We start from the raw sequence: 25,112 nt of genomic DNA, 5'->3' as shown, positions 1-25,112 counted from the left end.
ACGATGATTGGAAGATGAAATTGTTAAATCGGGTGGATCTTATTCAGGCTGCGCTCTCCTGACGCTCCTGTTTTGCTTTGATCAATAAACGCGAGAAATAGTGACGCAGTGAATAAAGCATCACCAGGCTGGGAATGACCATCACTGCTGTCAGGATAAAGAACAGGGTCCAGTTATCGAGATAATCGGCCAGCGCACCGCTGAAAGATGCCAGAACGGTTCGTCCTGCATTTCCCAGTGAAGCCAGTAAAGCATACTGAGTTGCAGAAAATGCCTGCCCTGTCATTAAGGTCAGGAAAGAAACAAAAGCCACGGTTGAGAAAGCTGTTGTAAAGTTGTCCACAATCACTGTGGCTAAAAACAGATGTTCATCCGGGCCGGTTTCAGCTATCCAGGAAAACATCAGGTTACTTGCGGCCATTGCTGTTCCGCCAATCATCAGACCTTTGACAATACCGAACCGGACATTGACCACACTGCCCAGAAAAGTGAACAGCATGGTTGCTCCCCAGCCAATCAGCTTGGAATAGTAACCAATCTGTTCATTAGAGAAGCCGATTTCTTTATAGAAGGGTATCGACATCCGTCCGAGAAAGGCTTCGCCAACTTTAAACAGAAAAACAAACAGCAATAAAGTCAGTGCAACTGAAGCACCATTTCTGCGGAAAAAGTCGATAAATGGTTCAAATACAGTCACTGTCAGCCAGGTTAACACCGGAGAGTGAGTATAATGCTCATGGCGCTGTTCTGCTTTCTGTTGCAGTAAGTCTCGGTGAGTCTGGGGTTCTCTGACCAAAAGTGTGAAGGTGATTAACAACAGAATAATTACAGCCATGCCGTAGTAAATATGTCCCCAGCCATATTCATTTGCATAAGTAAATGCTAAGAAGCCGGGTAACGAATAGCCGGTCCACCAACCAATTACTGCCATCGCTGATGCCTGTGGCAATTTTGATTCTTCTGATTTTTTGAATGAATCAATCCTGAATGCATCAATGGCAATATCCTGAGTTGCTGAGGCTGTTGCGATCATCAGTGCGATCAGAGAAGTAAACATCAGGTGGCTGGCCGGATTAAGGGTAGCAATAGTCAGCGTCCCGCCCAAAATAATGAGCTGGCAAAATAAGATCCAGCTTCTTCTTTGCCCGAGCCAGTGGCCTAAAACAGGAAGTCTTACCCGGTCAACAAGAGGTGCCCACAGGAAATTAATCGTATAGACAGTAAAGATGCTGCCAAAATAACCAATCGCGGAACGGGTCAGGCCTTCATCTTTGAGCCAGCCTGACATATTCGATCCAATTAACACCCACGGAAAGCCACTTGAACACCCGAGCATCATTACCCAGGCGAGTCGTTTGTCCATGTAGCTTTGAAATGTGGCTTTCCATGAGGTGGTATTTGAAGACATCTTCAATCAGCCTTATTTTGCTGTTTTCTGCTGTTCCGGCGGATTATTATCCTTTACCTGAACCCGGGTGATTAAGATTGGCTTCACTGGCACATTCTGCATGTGACCAGCAGATTTTGTTTTCTGTTTTCCTATGGCCTGAATGGTTGAAAAGCCTGAAGTGACCCGTCCGAAAACAGCATAGCCGGGAGGGCGTTCACCATAATCAAGGAAGTGATTGTCGACAAGGTTAATATAAAATTGCCTTGTGGCAGAGTCAGGGTTCTGAGTTCTTGCCATAGCAATCGTCGCTGTTAAATTTTTCAGGCCATTACTGGCTTCGTTCCTGATGGGCGGGTAAGACTTCAGTCGTTTCATTTTGCTGTTGAAGCCACCTCCCTGAACCATGAACCCCGGAATCACCCGGTGAAAGATACTACCGGCGTAGCTTCCGTCTTCAACATAGCGCAGGAAATTTTTAACCGTCACCGGCGCTTTTTCAGCATCGAGCTCAACCGTAAAATTACCCAGTGTTGTTTCAAACACAACACTGGGAGCAGAGACTGCACTAAAGCTTGCCAGACACAGGAGCAAAAACAAATGTCTCAACATTTAAAAGTGCTCCTTCATGTAGGTTTTCAATTCATCGTCATCAGCGATTTTTTTCAGGACCAGATTCACGACGTCATTAAAGACCATTTCAATGTCATCATTTGATGCACTGAACGGAGAAGTTTTCTTCGCTGTACCACGATAAGTTTTGACGATTTTCCCGGTTGGTGTTTCTGCGGTCAGCTCAAGGATGATGCTGGCATTCATTTCACTTTCCATGATGGAATGTTTCACGGAAACAAGCGCTTCCTGAACTTCTGCTGTGACCGTATTCTCACTGTTTACACTCATATTAAAGCCTTGAGATGCAAACTGTTTTGATAGCGCATTTTCAATCGTAATGCGTACATTTTGGTGAGAATGTACCGGATCGATGTTGGCGTGCCCGCTGTCAACGAGCGCAACATATTGAGCCGTTCTAACGTCTTTACTCATCATGGTGAAGGACTTTCCATCAACAATACGACTGTGACTCAGAGTTGGCTGAGGGGAAAAGTCAATTTGCTGTTGTTGTGGTGCTGAACAGGCTGAAAGCAATGCAATAGATGCTGCAATAACCAGTTTTTTCATGATCGATTCCTTTTCAAGATGTATCACATAAGTTGATGTGCTTTTATTGTGCAAATCGGTACGAAACAGCGCCTAAAGCGCTGAATATGAATGACCCGGCTACATGATTGTAGCCTTCTTTCATTGCTTCTGATTGCAAAAGTTGCACGTTACTCAGATGAAGTTAACCTTTAGTTGCCTGTAAGATAACAAATTTTTTATTAGCAGCGACAGTTTTTACGCTGGTTTTTCCAAATATTCTTGTCAATTTTCCATCGTAGCCGAGGTGACGGTTGCCGATCACTAATAATTGCCCTCCATTGTTCAGAACATGCTTTGCATCACAGAACATCTGCCAGGCAATATGATCAGTAATTGCAGTTTGCTGGTGGAATGGTGGGTTACAGAGAATCAGATCGGCAGATTTTTCTTCGATATCATCGAGGCAATTGTTGGCTACACAGCGGATATGACTGCAATCTGAAAAGTGGTGGTGTAAATTTTGTCTTGCTGATTCGACAGCCATAAAGCTTTCATCAATACAGGTCACTGATGCTGCCGGATTCAGTTGTTTTGCCTTAATTGCAAGCACGCCATTACCACACCCGAGATCTACGATGTGCTTAAACAATGGGTTTTCCGGTATATGTGTCAGAAAAAAGCGAGCGCCCTGATCCAGTTTTTCACCAGAATACACATTGGGAAGGTTGATTAACCGGATAGATTCTCCTTCCACTGCCCAGGTTAATTCAGGTTCACAGGCTGAATGTATCAGAGGTGCATCTGGCATGGAAAAAATCAGACGGTGCTTTTTCCATGCCAGAGATGTTGTTGTTCTGCCCAGGTATTTCTCAAATAATTTTAAAGTGGACGTATGAATTTCTTTCACTTTATTGACCGCAATGATTTGACATGCGGGATGCAGGTATTTGCGCAGTTGGCTTAATTGCCAGATTAGATGCCGGTTGATCTTGGGAAGTTTAAGAAACACCAGATCAACATTACTGGGTATGTCATCCATCGTTGTCAGTAAATTGATTGAAGGGCATTGATTTTCTTGCAGGTTATGCTGGATTCCCTGGTGTGAAAGAAAGGAGTCACTCATTGTAGTGACTTGATGTCGCTGTGAAAACCAGCACGACAGTGCACCAAAATGGTCGTTCAGAATGAGTATACGTTGACCGGAAGCAAGTGACATTTCTTCTTCTGTGTGATGAATTATATATTCATCGCCCGCATCCCACGCTTGCAACTTATCATTTGAACGATATGGGTAGCGAGATAGTTTTAACGTTCGATCATAAAGTTGTAGTTCATTTTTCATCTGATTGCATATAGGTCTGTCAATTAAATATCCGATTATTGTCTCAAATGCAGCATAAACTAGGAACCTAAACCTTTCTTGATTGACTGATGAATAGTAATATATGTCGCTGTAGGTGTGTCACCGGGTATAAGTATTATAATTAAACAGATTCATTCCCCGGGATGCCTGAAGAGGAAGTTAAATGATTCAAGATGTGATCGAAGCCAAGTTAACAGAAGCGTTTCGTCCAGACTATTTACAAGTGCTCAACGAAAGTTATATGCATAATGTTCCAAAGGGCTCAGAGAGCCACTTTAAAGTGGTCATAGCCAGTAAGTTTTTTGAAGGTAAACGTCTGATTGAACAGCATCGTGCTGTGAATCAGGTATTAGCTGAAGAACTTGCGGAATGTGTGCATGCGTTATCAATTCATACATATACGCCAGAGCAATGGAGCAAGAACCAATTGGCTCCAGATAGTCCGATGTGTTTCGGTGGTAGCCTGAAAGATTAACTGGCAGTATCCCATCATATAAATTCGCTGTCTAAAAAATTAGTTTTTAGTCAAGTGGATCTTTTTGAAAAATAAGATTGAGCAGACAAACAAGTGTATAAAAAATCAGATAGTATCATGATGTGTGTTTTATTTCATATCTGAGGTAAATCTGTTCTGGTTCGATGCCTGTTTATCAGAGCATAACCGTTCATTTTATGCATAGTGTTATGAGGTTAAACGGTGGTACACTTTTTCGTCTGTGATTCATAACCCTAAGTTAAAAGTGGTTATATTGCAAAATGACAATAACAACTCCGGTCAATATAACGGAGGGTGTTTAACGAATGTCGTGTCAGATTGATTGAACTTAGATTGATAATATTAAAGTCTGAGTTAAGCTGATGAATAATACAGTCAAAAGAATCTTTTTCCCGATAAAATAGTGCAAGTGCGTATGATTACAATAAAAAAAGGGTTGGACCTTCCTATTGCCGGAGCTCCTTCCCAGGTGATAAATGATGGCAAAGCCATCAGCAAAGTCGCCTTGCTTGGCGAAGAGTACGTCGGCATGCGTCCAACAATGCATGTTCGCGTGGGTGATGAAGTAAAGAAAGCTCAGGTCCTTTTTGAAGATAAGAAGAACCAGGGAGTGAAATTTACTTCGCCGGTGAGTGGTAAAGTTATCGAAGTAAACCGTGGTGCAAAGCGTGTGCTTCAATCCGTTGTGATTGAAGTTGCGGGCGATGAACAGGTGACATTTGATAAATTTGAAGCCTCTCAACTGGGTAATCTGAATCGAGACCAGATAACAACACAGCTGGTCGATTCCGGATTATGGACTGCGTTTCGTACCCGGCCATTTAGCAAGGTTCCCGCTATTGATTCTTCAACCAAGGCAATTTTCGTAACAGCTATAGATACGAATCCCCTGGCTGCAGACCCCCAATTAGTTATCAACGAACAAGCTGATGCTTTTACTGCCGGTTTGGATATTTTATCCATACTGACCGAAAGTAAAGTTTACGTTTGTAAACATGGAAAGAGCTTACCCCGCTCTTCTCAGTCCAATGTTGAAGAACATGTATTTGAAGGCCCGCACCCGGCAGGGTTGCCCGGCACTCATATGCATTACCTTTATCCGGTTGATGCAGCGCGTGTTGCCTGGTCTGTCAACTATCAGGACGTTATTGCGATCGGCCATCTGTTCCTGACCGGAGAGCTGTACACTGATCGTGTGGTCTCTCTTGCTGGTCCGGTTGTTAACCAACCTCGTTTGGTCAGAACTGTTATGGGTGCCAGTCTGGATGAGTTAACAAATAACGAGTTAATGCCAGGTGAAGTGCGTGTTATTTCCGGTTCGGTTTTAACCGGAACAAAAGCATCTGGTCCTCATGCTTATCTTGGCCGTTATCACCTGCAGGTTTCTGTGCTTCGCGAAGGTCGTGATAAAGAATTTTTAGGCTGGGCAATGCCCGGGAAGCGAAAATTCTCTGTGACCCGCTCTTTTCTTGGACACCTTTTCAAGGGACAGCTTTTCAATATGACCACTTCTACCAATGGTAGTGACAGGTCAATGGTTCCCATTGGAAATTATGAAAAAGTAATGCCGCTTGATATTGAGCCAACATTACTGCTTCGTGATATCTGTGCAGGCGATCTGGAAAGTGCTCAGCGTTTAGGCGTTTTAGAGCTTGATGAAGAAGATCTTGCATTGTGTACCTTTGTATGTCCGGGCAAATACGAATATGGTCAACTCCTTCGTGAATGCCTCGATACGATTGAGAAGGAAGGGTAATTCTCATGGGTCTTAAAAAATTTCTAGAAGACATCGAGCCTCATTTTGAAGCGGGTGGTAAGTACGAAAAATGGTTCCCGTTATATGAAGCGGCAGCAACTGTTTTTTATACGCCGGGAACCGTGACTAAAAGAAGCTCTCATGTTCGTGACAGTGTTGATTTAAAGCGGATCATGATTATGGTCTGGCTGGCTGTTTTCCCGGCAATGTTTTGGGGAATGTACAATGCGGGCGGGCAGGCAATCGTTGCTCTGAATCATTTATATCAGGGTGCAGACCTGACGAATGCGATTCATGCGAACTGGCATTACTGGCTCGTTGATGCACTTGGCGGAACCATGGACCAGGATGCGGGGTGGGGAAGTAAGATGCTCTTGGGAGCAACGTACTTTTTGCCCATTTATCTGGTTGTGTTTCTGGTTGGTGGCTTCTGGGAAGTCTTGTTCTGTATGGTACGCAAACATGAAGTCAATGAAGGCTTTTTTGTTACATCCATTTTGTTTGCGTTAATTGTTCCGCCAACATTACCGCTTTGGCAGGCCGCTCTCGGGATTACTTTCGGGGTTGTTGTTGCGAAAGAAATCTTTGGTGGTACCGGCAGAAACTTCCTGAACCCGGCTCTTGCCGGCCGTGCATTCCTGTTTTTTGCGTATCCTGCACAGATCTCAGGGGATGTCGTCTGGACTGCTGCTGACGGTTTTTCTGGTGCAACTGCACTGAGTCAGTGGGCTCAGGGCGGAAGTCATGCATTAATTCATAATGTAACCGGTGAAGCGATTAGCTGGGCTGACGCATTTATCGGTAATATTCCCGGCTCTATCGGTGAAGTGTCTACATTAGCTTTGGCTATTGGTGCGGCATTCATTGTTTACATGGGCATTGCATCATGGCGGATTATTGCCGGTGTGATGATCGGTATGATTGCATTGTCGACACTGTTTAATGTCATTGGTTCTGACACCAATCCTATGTTTAGTATGCCATGGCACTGGCACCTTGTTTTAGGTGGCTTCGCTTTTGGTATGTTCTTTATGGCAACCGACCCTGTATCGGCATCCTTTACCAATAAGGGTAAGTGGGCCTACGGTATATTAATTGGTGTAATGTGTGTGCTCATTCGGGTTGTGAATCCGGCATATCCGGAAGGGATGATGCTGGCGATTTTATTCTCGAACTTATTTGCACCATTGTTTGACCACATTGTTGTTGAAAAGAACATCAAACGGAGATTAGCGCGTTATGGCAAACAATAACGATAGCATTAAAAAAACGCTGTTTGTTGTTATCGCATTGAGTCTAGTTTGCTCAATTATCGTTTCGGCAGCAGCGGTTGGACTGCGCAGTAAGCAGCAGGCCAACGCAGCATTAGATAAACAAGAAAAAATTCTGGAGGTTTCTGGTGTAGATACGACTTCCGGAAGTGTTTCTGAACTCTATAACACTTACATTGAACCAAAGCTGGTTATTTTTAAAACCGGTGAACTAACTGATAAAACAGCAAATGGCGTCAGTGCTGCTGATTATGATCAGAGAGTCGCTGCAAAAGATAAAAAGCAGTCCGTCAAACTCACACCAGAGCAGGATGTGGCTAAAATTGGTTCTCGTGCTGATTATGGCCTTGTTTATCTGGTGAAGCAGGATGGAAAAGTGACCCGGCTTATACTACCTATTCATGGTAATGGTCTTTGGTCGATGATGTATGCATTTGTTGCAGTTGAAACAGATGGCAATACGGTCGATGGGATTATCTACTATGAACAGGGAGAAACTCCGGGACTGGGTGGTGAAGTTGAAAACCCCAACTGGCGGGCTCACTTTGTTGGTAAAAAGCTTTTCGATGAAAATCATCATCCAGCCATCAAGATTGTAAAAGGCGGTGCTCCAGCAGGTTCAGAGCATGGCGTTGATGGTCTGTCGGGCGCAACACTAACCAGTAATGGTGTTCAACACCAGTTTGATTTCTGGTTAGGTGATATGGGCTTTGGGCCATTTTTGGCGAAGGTCCGTGATGGGGGACTGAACTAATGTCTAGTAGTATCAAAAATCTGAAAAACAGCTTAGTTGCACCCGTATTGGACAATAACCCGATTGCCTTACAGGTTCTTGGTGTTTGTTCTGCACTGGCGGTGACAACGAAGCTTGAAACGGCGTTTGTGATGACGTTAGCGGTGACATTTGTTACTGCGTTATCCAATTTCTTTGTTTCTCTGATTCGTAATCACATTCCTAACAGTGTGCGTATCATTGTTCAGATGGCAATTATTGCTTCACTGGTTATTTTGGTGGACCAGATTCTGAAAGCTTATCTATACGATATTTCCAAGCAGCTTTCAGTTTTCGTCGGGTTGATCATTACAAACTGTATTGTAATGGGACGTGCTGAGGCTTATGCGATGAAAGAGCCGCCACTTCCTTCATTCATTGACGGGATCGCAAATGGTCTCGGATATGGTTTTGTACTGATCACTGTCGGTTTTGCGCGTGAACTTTTTGGTTCAGGTAAAATCTTCGGTCTGGAAGTTCTGCCATTGGTAAATAATGGTGGATGGTATCAACCCAACGGCCTGATGCTGCTGGCTCCGTCAGCGTTTTTCCTGATCGGTTTCATGATTTGGGTGATCCGTGTGTTCAAACCTGAACAAGTGGAACCAGAGGAGTAATTGAATCATGGAACATTATATTAGCTTACTGGTTAAGTCTATTTTCCTTGAAAATATGGCGCTTTCTTTCTTCCTTGGCATGTGTACTTTTCTTGCGGTATCGAAGAAAGTAAAAACTGCGTTCGGCCTGGGTATTGCGGTGACAGTGGTTCTGACGATCTCTGTTCCAGTCAATAACCTGGTTTACAACCTGGTGTTAAAAGAGAATGCCTTGATTCAGGGAATTGACCTGACTTTCCTCAGCTTTATTACCTTTATCGGGGTTATTGCTGCTTTGGTTCAAATCCTTGAAATGGTTTTGGATCGTTTCTTCCCGCCTTTGTATAACGCTTTGGGGATTTTCCTGCCGTTGATCACAGTGAACTGTGCAATTTTCGGTGGTGTATCCTTCATGGTTCAGCGTGACTATAACTTTACTGAATCGGTCGTGTACGGATTGGGTTCCGGGGTTGGCTGGATGCTGGCGATTGTCGCGCTTGCAGGTATCCGGGAGAAGATGAAGTATGCCGATGTGCCACCTGGATTGAGAGGTTTGGGTATCACATTTATCACGGTAGGTTTAATGGCGTTAGGCTTCATGTCTTTCTCTGGTGTTCAACTGTAAGTCGGGTAAACCGCAGCAATTAAGGAATAAAGTCTATGGACATAATTCTTGGCGTAGTGATGTTTACTCTGATTGTACTCGCATTAGTTTTAGTGATTTTGTTTGCTAAATCGAAGCTGGTGCCAACAGGTGACATTACAATTTCAATCAATGGTGATCCGGAAAAAGCGATTGTAACAACCCCTGGCGGAAAGTTACTTGGTGCGCTTGGAGGATCTGGTATTTTCGTATCTTCTGCCTGTGGTGGTGGTGGTTCTTGTGGTCAGTGCAAAGTCAGAGTGAAATCTGGCGGTGGTGATATTTTGCCTACGGAACTCAGCCATATCTCTAAAGGTGAAGCACGGGAAGGTGAGCGTCTGGCTTGTCAGGTCTCAGTCAAAACCGATATGGACATTGAGCTGCCTGAAGAAATTTTTGGTGTCAAAAAATGGGAATGTACTGTTATTTCAAATGATAACAAGGCAACTTTCATTAAAGAGCTGAAGTTGCAGATTCCTGATGGTGAATCCGTACCATTCAGAGCGGGTGGATATATTCAGATTGAAGCACCTGCGCATCATGTGAATTATTCAGATTACGATGTACCTGAAGAGTACCGGCCTGACTGGGATAAATTTAATTTATTCCGCTATGAGTCAAAAGTTGATGAAGATATCATTCGGGCTTATTCAATGGCGAACTATCCGGAAGAAGAAGGCATTATCATGCTGAACGTTCGGATTGCGACACCGCCACCAAATAATCCGGATGCGCCTCCGGGTCAGATGTCATCTTATATCTGGTCTCTGAAAGCTGGCGATAAGTGTACTATTTCTGGTCCGTTTGGTGAGTTTTTTGCCAAAGATACAGATGCCGAAATGGTCTTTGTTGGCGGTGGTGCTGGTATGGCGCCGATGCGTTCGCACATATTTGATCAGTTGAAACGTCTGAAGTCACAAAGAAAGATCTCTTACTGGTATGGTGCCCGTTCGAAACGTGAAATGTTCTACGTTGAGGACTTTGATATGCTTCAGGCTGAAAATGACAACTTTGTCTGGCATTGTGCTTTGTCTGACCCGTTGCCGGAAGATAACTGGGATGGTTATACCGGGTTTATTCACAATGTGCTTTATGAAAACTATCTGAAAGATCATGACGCGCCGGAAGATTGTGAATATTACATGTGTGGTCCGCCAATGATGAATGCAGCAGTGATTAATATGCTGAAAGATCTTGGTGTTGAGGAAGAGAATATCCTCCTTGATGACTTCGGTGGTTAATTAATCATCTGACTTAATAATGGCTGGCTTTACGCCAGCCATTATTTTAAGTGGTGGCTAAATTATGCTTGGAAGGTTAAGACAGTCCGGATGTTTTGGTGTGCTCCGGTGCATTCAAAGATTTATTTCAAGACTCATGTGTGTTTCAGTTTTCAGGCGGGTAAAGCCGGGACAACTGAGTATTTTGCTTGCCTTTTCTCTTTTGTTAGGCGGATGTGAAAATGGTCCGGATTTGGTCCATCTTCATGGTTCCACTATGGGAACAACATATAACATTAAGTATTTAGCGGATACTCAGTCTCTTCCGTCTCCTGAACATCTTAAATCAGAGGCAGACCGGTTGCTCGAAGAAGTGAACAATCAAATGTCGACGTACCGGCCCGATTCTGAGTTAAGTCGTTTTAATCAGTATCAGGGAACAGATTCGGTTCCCGTTTCGGCTCAGTTATATGCTGTGGTCAAAGAGGCGATACGCTTAAACCAAATCACTCAGGGAGCATTAGATGTGACGGTTGGTCCGTTGGTGAATCTGTGGGGGTTTGGGCCGGAAGGAAGACCTGAGGTGATTCCCACTGAGGATGAATTATCGGCCCGCCGGAAAATCGTAGGTATCCATCATTTAAATCTGACTGAGCAGGGGATTCGTAAAGATGTTCCTTCGTTATATGTTGATTTATCGACAATTGCTAAAGGATGGGGAGTTGATGTGCTTGCCGATTACCTTGCGACCCACAACATTGACAACTACATGGTAGAAATCGGTGGAGAGCTCCGGACAAGCGGCCAGAACCTTAGTGGTTCCGCCTGGCGAATCGCAATTGAGAAGCCAACGGTTGATAAGCGTTCTGTGCAGGAAATCATTGAACCTGGTGATATGGGCTTGGCGACTTCCGGAGATTATCGTAATTATTTTGAGAAAAATGGCGTTCGATATTCTCATATTATTGATCCTTCAACCGGAAAACCGATTACGAATAAAGTGGTTTCTGTTACGGTGATCGATAAATCTGCAATGACTGCTGATGGACTGGCAACCGGGCTTATGGTTCTGGGAGATGAAGAGGGCCTCAGAATTGCCGAAAAATATGAAATCCCGGTATTAATGGTTGTTAAAACTGAGCATGGGTTTACTGAAGTCACATCCAGTGCTTTTAAGCCATACTTAAAGCATTAAGAAGAGGTAATGAATAATGAGTACTTTTTTGATTACTTTTGGAATGTTTCTGGTCGTTATCGCTGCAATGGCTATTGGGTATATATTTCAGAAGAAAATGGTTAGCGGAAGCTGTGGCGGCTTAGGTGCAGTTGGAATAGAAAAGGTATGCAATTGCCCTGAACCTTGTGATGCCCGAAAAAAGCGGGAAGCGAAGGCAGCAGCAAGGGCACAAAAGCTTGCTGACTGGGAAAATGACCGGATTGTTTAGTTTTTCCTGATTGACTCAGTGAGCTGCTCTGGATTCTTTCCGTGCAGCTCATTTTTTATCCCGAAAAAATTGTACGCTGGTTAATAATTGTTGAAGGTGACATAAGAATAGCTATAATGCTGTATAAATAAACAGTATTTATTTGCTTATGTCTGCGTCAGAATCCAAATCCAACTCCAGAAATAATCTGAATGGCCGGGGAACAGCCTCAACAATCCCGGGCAGGTTTGAGCGCTATCTGATTGAGTCAGTACCATGTGAGGAGGTAACGGATTCAGGTCCGGCGACCGAAGTTCGTTTTGAAAATGCCAGAACACTCATTTCAAAAAATGAGTCTCCCGATGTTCCCTTCAAATTGTCCGTCAATCCTTATCGTGGGTGCGAGCATGGATGTATCTATTGTTTTGCCCGCCCGGGGCATGCTTACCTTGAACTTTCTCCCGGGCTGGACTTTGAAACAAAGATCATTGCAAAAGCGAATGCTGCTGAAGTATTTGAACATGAGTTGAGACGTCCTCAGTATGTTTGCCAGCCTATCGCTGTTGGTATTAATACGGATGCTTACCAGCCAATAGAAAAAAAGCTGAAGATAACCCGGTCGCTTTTGAAAGTCGCTCTGAAGTATAAGCAACCAATCTCTCTGATTACGAAAAGTCATCTGATCTTGCGTGACATTGATTTATTACAATCACTGGCAGAAGCAAATCTTGTTCAGGTTGCGGTCAGTATCACTACGCTCGACAATCAGTTAAAGCGTCAGCTTGAGCCCAGGGCAGCCTCTGGCAGTAATCGCTTAAAAGTCATTGAATCTTTATGTACGCAAGGTATTCCGGTGAGTGCACTGTTTGCCCCGGTGATCCCATTTGTGAATGATCATGAATTAGAAAATATTGTGTCTGCCTGTGCTTTAGCCGGGGCTAATTCCGTTCACTATATTTCTTTGCGCCTGCCTCATGAAGTTGCTCCTTTATTTGAAGAGTGGCTGAGACATTATTTGCCAGACAGAGCTGATCGGGTTTTAAACCGCATTCGAGACATGCATCAGGGGCGTTTGTATAGAAGTGAATTTGGCACAAGAATGACTGGTACCGGTGTATATGCAGACCTGATACGTCAGCGTTTCCACCTGGCCAGAAAGCAAGCCGGTCTGAACCACCGAAGAGTGAATCAGTTAGATGTCAGCCAATTCAAGATTCCTCCGGAAGCCGGTGAGCAGTTTAGTCTGTTTTAGATGTGAGAATTATTGATGTCCCGACCGATCAGGAAAATCATTCATATTGATATGGACTGCTTTTTTGCTGCGGTTGAGATGAGAGACTTCCCGCAGTACACAGGTATGCCGCTTGCTGTCGGAGGAAGCCAGAAGCAGCGGGGTGTGATTAGTACCTGCAACTATGAAGCCCGTCGCTTTGGAGTCAGATCGGCCATGCCGACGGCACAAGCATTCAAGCTTTGCCCGAATCTGACACTCGTACCGGGACGAATGCAGGTCTACCGGGATGTTTCAAGGCAAATACATGCCATTTTTCAGCGTTATACAGGTTTAATTGAACCGCTATCCTTAGATGAAGCTTATTTAGATGTCTCTTCAGCGACGCAATGTCAGGGATCAGCCACATTGATTGCTGAATCAATCCGGGCTGATATATCCCGGGAACTGAACCTGACAGCATCTGCCGGCGTTGCCCCGGTTAAGTTTCTTGCCAAAGTTGCATCAGATATTAATAAACCTGATGGCTTATATGTCATTACGCCTGACAGGATGCAGCAGGTTATTAATGATCTTCCTCTGGAAAAAATACCGGGTGTTGGCCGTGTGTCCCTTAACCGTCTCAATCGGGCTGGGTTATATTGTTGTGCCGATGTCAGGGCAATGGATTACCGGCAGTTGTTGCTTGATTTTGGTCGTTTAGGCGCATCGTTATGGAAGAAAAGCCATGGGATTGATGAGAGAGAAGTGATGCCGGAACGGGAGAGAAAATCAGTGGGCGTTGAAAGAACGTTATCTGTAAATATTAAAACATATCGTGAATGTTGGGATTTGATTGAAAGCCAGCTCTATCCGGAATTAAAAAAACGTTATCAGGCACTGGATGGCCAACGGGAAATTATCAAACAAGGCATCAAAATTAAATTTGCTGATTTTCAGCAGACAACCATTGAGCATATTCACCAGGAATTGAGTCTGAAGGACTTTGAGGGGTTACTGCAGCGTATTATTGAGCGTCAGCAGGGAAGAGAAATTCGTCTGGTAGGTTTGCACCTGATGCTCAGGCCCGAAGATGAATCGGGGCAGTTGAGTTTGAGTATCTGATTATCTCTAAAAATGGTGATGAAAAATATATCTGAAATCATGGTGTGTGCATTATCTTTAGTTTGTTTCTATAAATAGATTTTTATGATGTGTTCAGATTTATTGACAGATTGCCGTGATGGTTTTTATGCTAAATGTAGATTTTTGAACTGTCATTAATTGTGGTTGTGTTCTTTTTGTATTACTGTACTCGCAGACTAGTTTATTGATATGTGAGTGAAGGTTTATGTCACAAGCTTCTTCACGTGATCTTTTTGCATCACGTCTGGGATTTATCCTGTCTGCCTCTGGCGCAGCTGTTGGGTTAGGGAATATCTGGGGGTTTCCTACTCAGGTTGCCAGTAACGGTGGCGGGGCATTTTTGTTGGTTTATTTATTACTGATTGTGTTTGTCGCTTTTCCGATGTTAGTTGTTGAAATGGCGATAGGTCGTCAGGGACAAGCGAATCCGGTTGATAGTGTGCGTGCACTTTCGGACGTTCCTGTGGTGAAAAATGTCGCCAGTGGCGTTGGATGGCTTGGGTTGAGCGTACCAAGTGTTGTGCTGGCATTTTACAGTATTGTTGGCGGCTGGATTGTCTGTTTCTTTCTGGCAGCTCTCAGTAAGCTTTCCGGCGGACTGCTTGGTGATGGCACCTGGCTGGAAACATTTTCTGTGGGCCGGAATCTGCTTGGAACCGTTATTTTTTATGTGCTGACGATTCTGATTGTCCAGGGCGGGGTCAAGCAGGGGATTGAAAAATGGTCAACTCGTTTAATGCCGGCTCTGTTTATCTTATTTGCCATCTTATTCATCTATATCCTGATGCAGGATGGTGCTATGGCAGGTCTGAAGCAGTATTTGATTCCTGATTTTTCAAAAGTCTGGGATAAAGACTTAATTCTGGCTGCGATGGGGCAGGGTTTTTTCTCTTTAACCATTGGCGGTTGCTCGATGCTGATTTATGGTTCTTATCTGAGTAAAAAAGAGAACTTACCGAAAATGGCGATGAGTGTGACATTTGTTGATACTGGCGTGGCATTTATTGCCGGACTGGTTGTGATGCCTGCAATGTTTGTTGCAATGAGCAATGGTGTTGAGATTTATGCGCAGGATGGACATTTGCTGAATGCTGATACACTTGTTTTCCGGGTTTTACCAATGATGTTCGAGAGCCTTGGTGTATGGGGACAAATATTTTCTGCGGTGTTCTTTTTGTTACTGACAATTGCAGCATTAACGTCTTCTATTTCAATGCTGGAGTGTCCGGTTTCTCTGGTCAGTGAACGCTTTCATATCGGGAGAAGCCTGACAACCTGGCTGCTTGGCGGGTTGATTGCCATCGGAAGTGTGGTGATTTTGTTTAATTTTTCTGCTTTGTTTGGTCTGGTTGTGAAAGTTGCCACGCAATATCTGCAGCCTTTAGCCGCACTGATGTTCTGTTTGTTTGGTGGATGGGTATGGAGTCGCCGTTCTAAAATTAAAGAACTTGAACAGGGCTTTCCTGAATTTTCTCAGCATTGGTTCGGCAGAATATGGCCGGTGTATGTCAGGTTTGTTTGTCCGTTGCTGGTGATTGCTGTCTTGTGGGGCGCTTTGTCATCTTAATCTCAGATTTTGTGTGATTTGAATAAGCTGAATGCCTGTATATACAGGCATTCAGTCATTGATTATTCAGTCTGTTTATGCTTTTTCAGGAATGGCGGCAAGTATCTGGACCATTTGTTCCCAGAACTGAGCCACCGTATCGATTTTGACCTGCTCATCCGGTGAGTGAGGATTCCTGATTGTTGGCCCGAAAGATAACATATCCACATCCGGATAAGGCTTTTTGAATAGTCCGCATTCCAGCCCGGCATGAATCACCATAATATTCGGCTTATGGCCGTACAGTGACTCATATTTATCCCGGAAGATAGCAACGATTTCAGAATCCGTATCTGGTTTCCAGCCAGGATAAGCACCGTTGAAATCAATGTTTGCCGCTGAGAGTGCAGCCAGAGAAGTTAACGTGCTTTCAACCTGCTGACGGCCTGAGTCAATCAGAGAGCGGATTAATCCCATCATTGAGATTGATGTATCTTTAGTCTGGATAACGCCGATATTCAGTGAAGTTTCTACCACGCCGGCAATATCATCACTCATACGAACGACGCCATTCGGACAGGCATTTAAAGTCGCGATGAAACGTTGTTGGGTATGTGTATCAAACACCTGTCGTTTGATCTCACTGGATTCGAGATGCTTAATTTCTGTCGTGATATTCTCTTCAACCTGAGATAACTCCTGCTTTATCAGCGTTGTAAATGTATCGAATGCTGCTGTCAGTTCTCCAGTCTGAGACTCAGGTAAGCTCAGCGTAACTGTTGCTTCCCGGGGAATGGCATTTCTTAAACTTCCACCGTTAAAATCAACCAGTCGTAATTGCAATTGCTCAGCATAGTCTGCCAGAAAGCGTCCCAGAATTTTGTTTGCATTGCCACGGCCTAAATGTATATCGCAGCCAGAATGGCCGCCTTTCAGCCCTTTCAGGGTTAATTTGCGGGTAACGTAATTTTCCGGAATAGCCTGTCTGTGAATTTCAAATGATATTTTACTGTCAATACCACCGGCACACCCCACATAGACTTCCCCTTCCTGCTCTGAATCTGTATTCAGTAATATTTCACCGGTCAGGTATCCTGGTTCTAACCCGAATGCGCCTTCCATCCCGGCTTCTTCATTAATGGTTAACAGAACTTCGAGCGGGCCGTGTTTTATATCAGAAGAAGCAAGTACGGCAAGACAGGTGGCCATACCCATGCCGTTATCAGCACCAAGGGTTGTGCCCCGGGCTTTCACCCATTCGCCATCAATATAAGGCTGAATCGGATCTTTAGTAAAATCATGGGATGTTTCATCATTCTTTTGTGGCACCATATCTAAATGTGCCTGAAGGATAACACCTTTGCGGTTTTCCATGCCTTGTGTGGCCTGTTTACGAATAAAGATATTGCCGGTTGGATCTCTGCGCACTTCGAGGCTACAGGACTGAGCCCAGTCAACAATATAAGCTGCGAGCGTTTCTTCATGGTGAGACGGATGCGGTATTGAACAGATCTTATCAAAGAATTGCCAGACGCTTTGGGGAGAAAGTTGACTGATTTCAGATTGTAGTTCAGACACAGAAAGCTCCTTCTAAAAAAATAAAGAAATAACAGACCCCGATTGATAAAAATAAGGGTATTCATATCATTAAATGAATAATGAAAAGCATATTACTCTCTTCAGTTCCGCGATAGAAGATGAGTTGCGCATTTTTATTTCCAGTGATTATTACTCAATTGTTATGTTTGGTAATTTAATTACCAAATGATTATTTTTTGTCTTATTTGGTGACTTTTTTTTGCGTCCCATCACTATTTTATTGTAATTAATTTTCTTTATGGTATATTTGTAACCGTCTGTAGAAGTTCTGTTTGTTCCTTGAAAAGATAGGTTTACAGGAGCTTTTCCGCCGGTTTTAACGGGTGTGAAGTTTTTCGGCTCGCAGTTTGTTATGTCTATTAACAACTGAGGTTCAATGGAAATTTTAGTTCGGACATTATGTTTACCCCTATTTTTGGAAAGAATTGTTAGATGAACAGAGATTTATCTGTTCTGAATCCATCGCCGCATTGTTTGATGTGGCGTTTTTTTTATGCGTGAAATATGAAACTGCTCTCTTTTTGGGCGGTAGCACAAACTTCTGCCGGTCATCGGGTGTGGCCCGGCCTGAAATGATTTCATCTGGAATTTATGGGTGTAAATCTCTATAATCGCCCCCCAATTGTTGACGCAACCGTTTACTTGAACTTTACATACAGGGATCTGGGTATGTTAGAAAAATTATTTAAACTGAGTGAGCATGGGACAAGCATGCGAACAGAAGTCATTGCCGGTATTACTACCTTTTTGACAATGGCTTACATTATTTTTGTGAATCCGGCGATTCTGGCTGATACAGGTATGGATCGGGGCGCTGTTTTTGTCGCAACCTGTCTTGCTGCCGCTGCCGGATGTTTTATCATGGGATTTATTGCCAATTATCCAATCGCTCTGGCTCCCGGAATGGGACTGAACGCCTTCTTTACTTATACCGTTGTATTGGGGATGGGGCATTCGTGGCAGGTTGCATTGGCGGCTGTGTTTGTTTCAGGTCTGCTGTTTATCCTGTTAAGTCTGTTTAAAATCCGGGAATGGATTATTAATTCGATTCCGATGTCTCTGAGAACGGGTATATCTGCAGGTATCGGGCTTTTCCTTGCTTTTATTGCACTGAAAAATGCCGGAATCATCGTCGATAACCCGGCAACGCTTGTCTCTCTGGGACCAATTACCTCTTTGCCTTGTGTTTTGGGAGCTTTAGGCTTTTTCCTTACTATCGGATTAGTCTACCGCAATGTTACCGGAGCTGTAATGATCTCTATTTTAGTCATCAGTGCTCTGGGTCTTTTGCTTGGTAACGTTCAATGGGCCGGACAGCTTGTTTCATTACCACCAAGTATCGCTCCAACATTTATGCAGCTGGATTTTTCTGCCCTGACTGATGTGGGTATGGTTTCCGTTGTGTTTGCATTTTTATTTGTCGACTTATTTGATACAGCCGGGACACTGGTTGGTGTGGCGCAAAAAGCGAACCTTATCGGCAAAGACGGAAAAATTCCACGCTTGAATCGTGCCCTGTTAGCCGATTCTTCAGCAACCGCTGTTGGTGCGGTTCTGGGAACATCAAATACAACTTCTTATATTGAAAGTGCATCAGGCGTTGCAGCTGGCGGCAGAACCGGTCTGACAGCTGTTGTTGTCGGTGTGCTTTTCTTACTGGCATTGTTTTTTGCACCACTTGCCGGGATGATTCCTGCCTATGCGACTGCTGGCGCATTGTTGTATGTTTCCATCCTGATGCTTTCAGGACTGGTTCATATTGACTGGCATGATTTAACTGAAGCTGCGCCTGTTGTTGTTACCTGCCTGATGATGCCTTTGACGTCTTCGATTGCAGAAGGTATCTCGATGGGCTTTATTTCTTACGCAGTAATTAAGCTATTTAGCGGGAAAGTGTCGGCAGTGTCATCAAGTGTATGGGTTATGGCGATTATTTTTGCTGTAAAATATATTGTTGCGTAAAGAACAAAGAAACAACTGGATGGATGTATGAGTAAAAAGTTTCTGATTACCTGGGATAATATGCAGATGTATTGTCGTGAACTTGCTGAACGACAAATGCCTGCAGAGCAATGGAAGGGCTTGATTGGTGTAAGTCGTGGTGGTTTGGTTCCCGTTGCAATTCTTGCCCGGGAATTGGGTATTCGGTATGTTGATACGATTTGTATCTCAAGCTATGACCACGATCATCAGCGCGATATGAGCGTATTAAAAGCCCCTGAACACGATGGTGAAGGGTATTTGATTGTCGACGATCTGGTCGATAGCGGTGATACTGCACGTAAAATTCGTGAAATGTATCCGAAAGCGAAGCTAATTACAGTTTGTGCAAAACCAGCCGGGAAAGAGCTGGTCGATGACTATGTCGTTGACATTTCTCAGGATACCTGGATTGAGCAGCCCTGGGATACAGCGATTCATTATGTTGAGCCAGTGAATCGAAAGTTGAAATAATCTGAGAAGGCCCTTTCACCGGGCCTTTTTTTTTGCCTGAACAAAGCAAACAGGATTAACTTTGTTTGTTATGCTTTCTATACGTCATTTTTTCGGGAAATACGCCGCGTTTCTGGTTCATTTGATACGAAGCAATGTATCCTCAGACAATTTGGTTTACATGTGGTATGTCGTTTCTGAGGATAACATTACGTCCTTATTGCGTAAGTTATTTTAATACAGTTACCAGATGACATATTTGCCATGGTTAAAATGTCATGGTGTCCCGTTATTCTTTAAAGGTTTGAAAGATGTTAAAAAACAGAAGTAAAAATCTGTCTGAAAAATTATTCTCTAATCATAAGCCTGCAAAAGAGACATCATCACTGACCCGGTATATGCCAAGCAGTCAGCCTTATATTGATTCGAAAATTTCAGATGAGGGGGCATGGTACCGGACATTGAGAAGGATGCTTTGGGCCTGGCAGGGATTGAACCCTGTGGATCAGGAAGAAGTACTTGCGCGGATCGCCTCTTCCAAACATACAAGGACCGTTGATGGCTGGCTTGACACGGTGATGGGATACCGGGGAGGCAATTGGGCTTATGAATGGAACCGTCTTGGTATGCAGTATCATCAGGCGTCATCTGAACTACAGGGAAATGAAGCTGCGGATAAGCTCTTTTCTGCCTCGCTTTGTTACAGTATTGCGGGTTACCCGCATTTGAAAAATGATAATCTGGCAATTCAGGCTCAGGCTCTGGCAAGTTCGGCTTATACTGAAGCAGCAGAGCTTTCATCATATATTGTGAAACAGATTGAGTTTCCATACAAAAATAAAAAAATCACCGGACATTTACACTTAACCAATACCGATAAGCCTCACCCTGTGGTCATGGTGAGTGCCGGACTGGATAGTTTGCAGACGGATATGTGGCGCCTGTTCCGGGATTATCTGGCCGAGCTTGATATTGCTATGTTGACGATTGACATGCCTTCCATTGGGTATAATTCCGGCTGGCAACTGACAGAAGATACTTCAGTTTTACATCAGGCGGTTCTGAATCAGCTTTCTGACCTGCCATGGGTGGATCATCACCGGGTTGGGCTGGTTGGCTTCCGTTTCGGTGGGAATGCAATGACCCGGTTATCATTTCTCGAGCCGACCAGGGTCAGAGCTTGTGTCACCTTAGGTGCTCCGATTCACGATATATTGTCTTCTCCTGAACAGTTAAAGAAAATGCCAAAAATGTATTTGGATGTTTTAGCGTCCAGGCTGGGAAAGGATGTTGTTGATATTGATAGCCTTTCCAGACAATTGAAGGCCTGGTCTCTGAAAACACAGGGATTTCTCGGAGGACGAAAAACATCCATACCTATCCTTGCCCTGGGGCTGGAAGGCGATATTGTTTCCCCTTACTCTGATAATCAATTAGTTGCAATGTTTAGCTCACAGGGAAGAGCAAAGGAAATAAAATCCAGAACATTACTTTCAGGATATGAGCAAGCCCTCGGTTTAGCTATAAATTGGTTGGAAAATAAACTAATTAAGTGACAATTGCTTTTGTTTTCGTTAAAAAGCGTGTAACTAGTTGAATATGTGCTTTTGGCATGAATACAACGTTCTGTAAGTTTATAGGGAGAGTCCATATGTCACAGTTAGTGAAGGAACCTACTCATCATCGGTTAAATATCGCATTTAAATCACTGGGGCCATATCTGAGAGAAGAAAAGTACCATGAAGGTGTTTATCTTTTCGATTGCTTAGCCGTTTGTATCGATGATAAGAAATCACCTGAGCACAGGGAATTTTGGGGATGGTGGATGGAGTTGAAGTTTGACCATAATTTTTTTGAGGCAAGTTATGCGGTTGGCCGTTTCGATTTAGAAGGTAAGTGGGTTGATGAGACGCCGGAAGATCATGTCATGGAAGAAGTAATCAGAACCAAAAATGTCTTTCATGAAAAGTTAGTCAAAATGCTCCATGATAAATTTAGTTGTGATGTAAAAATTGTTGAGCCATTGGTTGAAACAAAGTAATAAGTTGTCTTTTCTTATAGAAAAGGTGCCATCCGGCACCTTTTCCCCTTGTTAATTCCTCTTTTGATTGTTAAAACGTTTATTCTGATTCCCCTTAAAATGTAATAACAATGTCTATAGAGCAATGTGAGCAATCGTCTCAGTCACAAACTGTCATTATCAAGCTGGGTACCAGTGTATTGACCGGAGGTACGCTGGCCCTGGACAGGGCTCATATGGTTGAGCTTGTCCGCCAGTGCGCAGTGCTGAAAAATCGCGGACACTCGGTTGTTATGGTTTCTTCCGGAGCGATTGCCGCAGGCCGGGAGCATCTCAACTACCCTGCACTGATAAATACGATTGCCAGTAAGCAGATGCTTGCGGCTGTAGGACAAAGTCATCTGATACAGACCTGGGAATCCTTATTTGATATCTATGGAATTAAAATTGGCCAGATACTTCTCACCCGGGCTGATTTAGAGGACCGGGAACGATTTTTAAATGCCCGGGACACAATTAATGCATTGATTCAAAATGATATTATTCCTGTAGTGAATGAGAATGATGCGATAGCAACAGCTGAAATTAAAGTGGGTGACAATGATAACTTATCGGCTTTAGTCGGGATTTTGTGTGGTGCAAATAAGTTATTACTTTTGACGGATCAAAAAGGTCTGTTTACCGCCGATCCCAGAAAAGATCCAAATGCTGAGTTAATCCGCGAAGTGAAAAAAATTGATGATACTTTGCGTAAAATAGCCGGGGGAAGCGGAACAACACTTGGTACCGGCGGTATGGCAACCAAGCTTCAGGCTGCAGATATTGCGCGCCGGGCCGGAATTGAGGTGATTATTGCTGCTGGCAGGGCGCCGAATGTCATTTCCGACTCATTGAGTGATATGCCTCAGGGCACCCGTTTTTTGCCTTTGGAAGAAGCATTGGAAAACCGTAAGCGCTGGATTCTTGCCGGTCCTATTGCTTCGGGAGATATTGTTATCGATGATGGTGCGGTAGAGGCGGTATTGACGAAAGGAAGCAGTCTGCTTGCCAAAGGTATTACCCGGGTCAATGGCGTTTTTGCCAGAGGAGATGTTGCCCGGATTTCAAACCGTAACGGGAAAACAATCGCTCGTGGTATATCTGCCTATTCGAGTCACGATCTTGAACAAATTCAGGGTAAGCATAGTAAAGATATAAATGATATTCTTGGTCATGATTATGGCTCTGAAGTCATTCATCGCGATGATATGGTTGTAATTCAGGAATAAAAGGGAAGGGTATCGTGGATTTAGAATATATGGGGAAAGCGGCAAAAGAAGCGGCTTTTCATTTATCGACAGCGACAACAACACAAAAAAATTACGCACTGGAGTTAATTGCTTCTGAATTAGAAGCTCACTCTGATGCCATTTTAGCCGCGAATAAGAAAGATATTGAACTGGGGCGTGAAGCCGGGTTGAGTGAAGCTTTACTTGATCGCCTTTTGCTAAATCCGGACCGTCTGGCTGGCATTGCCAATGATGTGCGTAATGTTATTGGATTGAATGATCCGGTTGGTCGTGAGTTTGACGGACGTGTATTAACCAACGGGATGGCGCTGTCAAAACGTGCCGTGCCATTAGGTGTGGTTGGTGTGATCTATGAAGCCCGTCCCAATGTGACGATTGATATCGCTTCTTTGTGCCTGAAAACCGGTAATGCATCTATTCTCCGGGGGGGTAAAGAAACCTTTTTTTCCAATATGGAACTGGTTAAAGTGATTCAGGCCGCTTTAGCCAAGGCTGATTTCCCGGCAGCATCTGTACAGTATATTGAAAAGCCGGATCGGCAGCTGGTCAGTGAACTACTTAAACTGGATCAATATGTTGATATGATTATTCCCCGGGGCGGGGCCGGATTACATAAAATGTGCCGGGAGAGCAGTACGATTCCGGTGATTATTGGCGGATTCGGAATCAGCCATATCTTCGTTGACGATTCTGCCAGTATTGATGATTCTCTGGATATTATTGAAAATGCGAAGCTTCAGCGGCCGTCAGCCTGTAATGCATTAGATACACTTTTAGTTCATGAAGATATTGCAGCAACACTTTTACCAGCTTTGGTCCGGAGAATGTCTGATAAGGTGACATTTGTTGGTGCTGAAAATACACAGCAATGGCTGTCGGAGGCTGAATTATACCGAAACGCTGAAGCCGGTGACTTTGATACAGAATGGCTGTCGTATACTTTAGGTGTGAAAGTGGTGAAAAATATTGATGAAGCGATTTTGCATATGCGGGTTCACAACGCCAGCCACTCGGATGCCATTTTAACGAATACGCTGACTCATGCTGAGATTTTTGTGAATTCAGTTGATTCAGCAGCAATTTATGTCAATGCGTCAACCCGTTTTACTGATGGTGCTCAGTTTGGTCTTGGGGCTGAAGTTGCGGTTTCAACCCAAAAACTGCATGCCCGTGGTCCAATGGGATTGGATGCATTGACCAGTTACAAATGGGTTGGCCGGGCTGATTATCTGAGCCGGAGCTAACCTTTCCGGGGCTGCCTGGTTATTCAGGCCTGCCCTGTAAAGTAAGTCTATTCAGATTATAATTTTCAGATATCTGACGTCAGTGAAACGGAGGTGGCATGCATTGTCCATTTTGTTCTGAAAACGAAACCAAAGTGATTGATTCCCGACTGGTTTCTGATGGCCATCAGGTTCGCAGGAGAAGAGAATGTCTTGCTTGTCATGAGCGCTTTACAACATTCGAAACCGCTGAACTGGTCATGCCGCGTGTGATCAAATCAAATGGCAACCGGGAGCCATTTGATGAGCAGAAAATGGTCAAAGGGATGCTGAAAGCACTTGAAAAGCGTCCTGTGAGCGCAGATTCAATTGATTTGTCTATCAGTACAATTAAATCTCAGCTCAGGGCTACCGGGGAAAGAGAAGTGCCCAGTGACTTGATTGGTAATCTTGTTATGGAGCAATTGAAGGAACTCGATAAGGTTGCTTATATCCGTTTTGCTTCAGTGTACCGAAGCTTTGAAGATATCCGGGAGTTTGGTGAAGAAATTGCCAGACTTGAAGATTAAGGAATT

At 43.9% G+C, this 25,112-nt stretch carries 24 protein-coding genes; 19 read left to right on the top strand and 5 right to left on the bottom strand.

Annotated elements, in window-relative coordinates; translation table 11 throughout:
- Window positions 1-43: 43 nt before the first annotated feature.
- The 4 genes from OC443_RS15550 to OC443_RS15535 all read right to left on the bottom strand — a co-directional run bounded on the left by OC443_RS15550 (window position 44) and on the right by OC443_RS15535 (window position 3,872).
- Window positions 44-1,408: an AmpG family muropeptide MFS transporter gene (locus OC443_RS15550; protein WP_073585908.1), complete on the bottom strand. Its 1,365-nt coding sequence runs from the start codon at window positions 1,406-1,408 to the stop codon at window positions 44-46.
- A 12-nt stretch (window positions 1,409-1,420) separates the two neighbouring features.
- Window positions 1,421-1,999, bottom strand: a complete 579-nt coding sequence (locus tag OC443_RS15545; protein WP_073585909.1) for a peptidylprolyl isomerase — start codon at window positions 1,997-1,999, stop codon at window positions 1,421-1,423.
- Entirely contained in the window at window positions 2,000-2,569 is a 570-nt protein-coding gene (locus OC443_RS15540; protein ID WP_073585910.1) for a YajG family lipoprotein, read from the bottom strand.
- Window positions 2,570-2,732: 163 nt separating this feature from the next.
- On the bottom strand, window positions 2,733-3,872 hold the full coding sequence (locus OC443_RS15535) for a methyltransferase (protein ID WP_073585911.1): 1,140 nt from the start codon (window positions 3,870-3,872) through the stop codon (window positions 2,733-2,735).
- 184 nt (window positions 3,873-4,056) lie between these two features.
- On the opposite strand from OC443_RS15535, the gene OC443_RS15530 reads away from it, so the two are divergent.
- The 12 genes from OC443_RS15530 (at window position 4,057) to OC443_RS15475 (ending at window position 15,994) form a co-directional block, all read left to right on the top strand.
- Entirely contained in the window at window positions 4,057-4,368 is a 312-nt protein-coding gene (locus OC443_RS15530) for a BolA family protein (protein ID WP_073585912.1), read from the top strand.
- Between the two features lie 436 nt (window positions 4,369-4,804).
- Window positions 4,805-6,145 (top strand): Na(+)-translocating NADH-quinone reductase subunit A, encoded by a 1,341-nt coding sequence (locus tag OC443_RS15525; protein WP_073585913.1) that lies wholly within the window; start codon window positions 4,805-4,807, stop codon window positions 6,143-6,145.
- Window positions 6,146-6,150: 5 nt separating this feature from the next.
- Window positions 6,151-7,398 carry an NADH:ubiquinone reductase (Na(+)-transporting) subunit B gene (locus tag OC443_RS15520; RefSeq protein WP_073585914.1) on the top strand — a complete coding sequence of 416 codons (1,248 nt, stop codon included), beginning with the start codon at window positions 6,151-6,153 and terminating at the stop codon, window positions 7,396-7,398.
- Window positions 7,385-8,170 (top strand): Na(+)-translocating NADH-quinone reductase subunit C, encoded by a 786-nt coding sequence (locus OC443_RS15515; RefSeq protein ID WP_073585915.1) that lies wholly within the window; start codon window positions 7,385-7,387, stop codon window positions 8,168-8,170. The genes OC443_RS15520 and OC443_RS15515 overlap by 14 nt, the downstream gene beginning before the upstream one ends.
- Entirely contained in the window at window positions 8,170-8,805 is a 636-nt protein-coding gene (locus OC443_RS15510) for an NADH:ubiquinone reductase (Na(+)-transporting) subunit D (protein WP_073585916.1), read from the top strand. The genes OC443_RS15515 and OC443_RS15510 overlap by 1 nt, the downstream gene beginning before the upstream one ends.
- A gap of 7 nt (window positions 8,806-8,812) precedes the next feature.
- A complete protein-coding gene (gene nqrE / locus OC443_RS15505; protein ID WP_073585917.1) occupies window positions 8,813-9,409 on the top strand; it encodes an NADH:ubiquinone reductase (Na(+)-transporting) subunit E in 597 nt (198 codons plus the stop codon).
- Between the two features lie 35 nt (window positions 9,410-9,444).
- Window positions 9,445-10,668 (top strand): NADH:ubiquinone reductase (Na(+)-transporting) subunit F, encoded by a 1,224-nt coding sequence (gene nqrF, locus OC443_RS15500; RefSeq protein ID WP_073585918.1) that lies wholly within the window; start codon window positions 9,445-9,447, stop codon window positions 10,666-10,668.
- Between the two features lie 136 nt (window positions 10,669-10,804).
- Window positions 10,805-11,842 carry an FAD:protein FMN transferase gene (locus OC443_RS15495; protein WP_073585919.1) on the top strand — a complete coding sequence of 346 codons (1,038 nt, stop codon included), beginning with the start codon at window positions 10,805-10,807 and terminating at the stop codon, window positions 11,840-11,842.
- Between the two features lie 16 nt (window positions 11,843-11,858).
- Window positions 11,859-12,092 carry a (Na+)-NQR maturation NqrM gene (gene nqrM, locus OC443_RS15490; RefSeq protein ID WP_073585920.1) on the top strand — a complete coding sequence of 78 codons (234 nt, stop codon included), beginning with the start codon at window positions 11,859-11,861 and terminating at the stop codon, window positions 12,090-12,092.
- A gap of 148 nt (window positions 12,093-12,240) precedes the next feature.
- Window positions 12,241-13,323, top strand: a complete 1,083-nt coding sequence (locus OC443_RS15485; RefSeq protein WP_073585921.1) for a PA0069 family radical SAM protein — start codon at window positions 12,241-12,243, stop codon at window positions 13,321-13,323.
- 15 nt (window positions 13,324-13,338) lie between these two features.
- Entirely contained in the window at window positions 13,339-14,406 is a 1,068-nt protein-coding gene (dinB, locus tag OC443_RS15480) for a DNA polymerase IV (RefSeq protein ID WP_073585922.1), read from the top strand.
- A gap of 226 nt (window positions 14,407-14,632) precedes the next feature.
- Entirely contained in the window at window positions 14,633-15,994 is a 1,362-nt protein-coding gene (locus OC443_RS15475) for a sodium-dependent transporter (RefSeq protein ID WP_073585923.1), read from the top strand.
- 75 nt (window positions 15,995-16,069) lie between these two features.
- Here the strand turns inward: OC443_RS15475 and OC443_RS15470 are convergent, their stop codons facing one another.
- Complete coding sequence (locus OC443_RS15470) at window positions 16,070-17,551, bottom strand: aminoacyl-histidine dipeptidase (RefSeq protein ID WP_073585924.1); 1,482 nt, start codon at window positions 17,549-17,551, stop codon at window positions 16,070-16,072.
- A 690-nt stretch (window positions 17,552-18,241) separates the two neighbouring features.
- Here OC443_RS15470 and OC443_RS15465 point away from each other — a divergent pair.
- From OC443_RS15465 to nrdR, 7 genes are all read left to right on the top strand, one after another.
- A complete protein-coding gene (locus OC443_RS15465) occupies window positions 18,242-19,534 on the top strand; it encodes an NCS2 family permease (protein WP_073585925.1) in 1,293 nt (430 codons plus the stop codon).
- Between the two features lie 27 nt (window positions 19,535-19,561).
- On the top strand, window positions 19,562-20,026 hold the full coding sequence (gpt, locus tag OC443_RS15460; RefSeq protein ID WP_073585926.1) for a xanthine phosphoribosyltransferase: 465 nt from the start codon (window positions 19,562-19,564) through the stop codon (window positions 20,024-20,026).
- Window positions 20,027-20,316: 290 nt separating this feature from the next.
- A complete protein-coding gene (gene frsA / locus OC443_RS15455; protein ID WP_073585927.1) occupies window positions 20,317-21,561 on the top strand; it encodes an esterase FrsA in 1,245 nt (414 codons plus the stop codon).
- 95 nt (window positions 21,562-21,656) lie between these two features.
- Entirely contained in the window at window positions 21,657-22,046 is a 390-nt protein-coding gene (gene crl, locus OC443_RS15450; RefSeq protein ID WP_073585928.1) for a sigma factor-binding protein Crl, read from the top strand.
- Window positions 22,047-22,156: 110 nt separating this feature from the next.
- Window positions 22,157-23,293 (top strand): glutamate 5-kinase, encoded by a 1,137-nt coding sequence (gene proB / locus OC443_RS15445; RefSeq protein ID WP_073585929.1) that lies wholly within the window; start codon window positions 22,157-22,159, stop codon window positions 23,291-23,293.
- A 14-nt stretch (window positions 23,294-23,307) separates the two neighbouring features.
- Window positions 23,308-24,558: a glutamate-5-semialdehyde dehydrogenase gene (locus tag OC443_RS15440; protein WP_073585930.1), complete on the top strand. Its 1,251-nt coding sequence runs from the start codon at window positions 23,308-23,310 to the stop codon at window positions 24,556-24,558.
- A 98-nt stretch (window positions 24,559-24,656) separates the two neighbouring features.
- Window positions 24,657-25,106, top strand: a complete 450-nt coding sequence (gene nrdR / locus OC443_RS15435) for a transcriptional regulator NrdR (RefSeq protein WP_073585931.1) — start codon at window positions 24,657-24,659, stop codon at window positions 25,104-25,106.
- The last annotated feature ends 6 nt before the right edge of the window (window positions 25,107-25,112 follow it).

It is taken from the genome of Vibrio quintilis, from assembly GCF_024529975.1.
Lineage (GTDB): Bacteria > Pseudomonadota > Gammaproteobacteria > Enterobacterales > Vibrionaceae > Vibrio > Vibrio quintilis.
Note: the sequence above shows the minus strand (reverse complement) of the source record. Positions and strands in the feature narration are given on the sequence as shown.

Coding starts and splice junctions, on each gene's coding strand:
- nqrM (WP_073585920.1), top strand. CDS start 11,859: ATGAGTACTTTTTTGATTACTTTTGGAATGTTTCTGGTCGTTATCGCT.
- proB (WP_073585929.1), top strand. CDS start 22,157: ATGTCTATAGAGCAATGTGAGCAATCGTCTCAGTCACAAACTGTCATT.
- nqrF (WP_073585918.1), top strand. CDS start 9,445: ATGGACATAATTCTTGGCGTAGTGATGTTTACTCTGATTGTACTCGCA.
- OC443_RS15525 (WP_073585913.1), top strand. CDS start 4,805: ATGATTACAATAAAAAAAGGGTTGGACCTTCCTATTGCCGGAGCTCCT.
- OC443_RS15475 (WP_073585923.1), top strand. CDS start 14,633: ATGTCACAAGCTTCTTCACGTGATCTTTTTGCATCACGTCTGGGATTT.
- frsA (WP_073585927.1), top strand. CDS start 20,317: ATGTTAAAAAACAGAAGTAAAAATCTGTCTGAAAAATTATTCTCTAAT.
- OC443_RS15515 (WP_073585915.1), top strand. CDS start 7,385: ATGGCAAACAATAACGATAGCATTAAAAAAACGCTGTTTGTTGTTATC.
- OC443_RS15545 (WP_073585909.1), bottom strand. CDS start 1,999: ATGTTGAGACATTTGTTTTTGCTCCTGTGTCTGGCAAGCTTTAGTGCA.
- OC443_RS15485 (WP_073585921.1), top strand. CDS start 12,241: ATGTCTGCGTCAGAATCCAAATCCAACTCCAGAAATAATCTGAATGGC.
- OC443_RS15465 (WP_073585925.1), top strand. CDS start 18,242: ATGTTAGAAAAATTATTTAAACTGAGTGAGCATGGGACAAGCATGCGA.
- OC443_RS15550 (WP_073585908.1), bottom strand. CDS start 1,408: ATGTCTTCAAATACCACCTCATGGAAAGCCACATTTCAAAGCTACATG.
- OC443_RS15530 (WP_073585912.1), top strand. CDS start 4,057: ATGATTCAAGATGTGATCGAAGCCAAGTTAACAGAAGCGTTTCGTCCA.
- dinB (WP_073585922.1), top strand. CDS start 13,339: ATGTCCCGACCGATCAGGAAAATCATTCATATTGATATGGACTGCTTT.
- crl (WP_073585928.1), top strand. CDS start 21,657: ATGTCACAGTTAGTGAAGGAACCTACTCATCATCGGTTAAATATCGCA.
- nqrE (WP_073585917.1), top strand. CDS start 8,813: ATGGAACATTATATTAGCTTACTGGTTAAGTCTATTTTCCTTGAAAAT.
- OC443_RS15495 (WP_073585919.1), top strand. CDS start 10,805: ATGTGTGTTTCAGTTTTCAGGCGGGTAAAGCCGGGACAACTGAGTATT.
- nrdR (WP_073585931.1), top strand. CDS start 24,657: ATGCATTGTCCATTTTGTTCTGAAAACGAAACCAAAGTGATTGATTCC.
- gpt (WP_073585926.1), top strand. CDS start 19,562: ATGAGTAAAAAGTTTCTGATTACCTGGGATAATATGCAGATGTATTGT.
- OC443_RS15535 (WP_073585911.1), bottom strand. CDS start 3,872: ATGAAAAATGAACTACAACTTTATGATCGAACGTTAAAACTATCTCGC.
- OC443_RS15540 (WP_073585910.1), bottom strand. CDS start 2,569: ATGAAAAAACTGGTTATTGCAGCATCTATTGCATTGCTTTCAGCCTGT.
- OC443_RS15510 (WP_073585916.1), top strand. CDS start 8,170: ATGTCTAGTAGTATCAAAAATCTGAAAAACAGCTTAGTTGCACCCGTA.
- OC443_RS15520 (WP_073585914.1), top strand. CDS start 6,151: ATGGGTCTTAAAAAATTTCTAGAAGACATCGAGCCTCATTTTGAAGCG.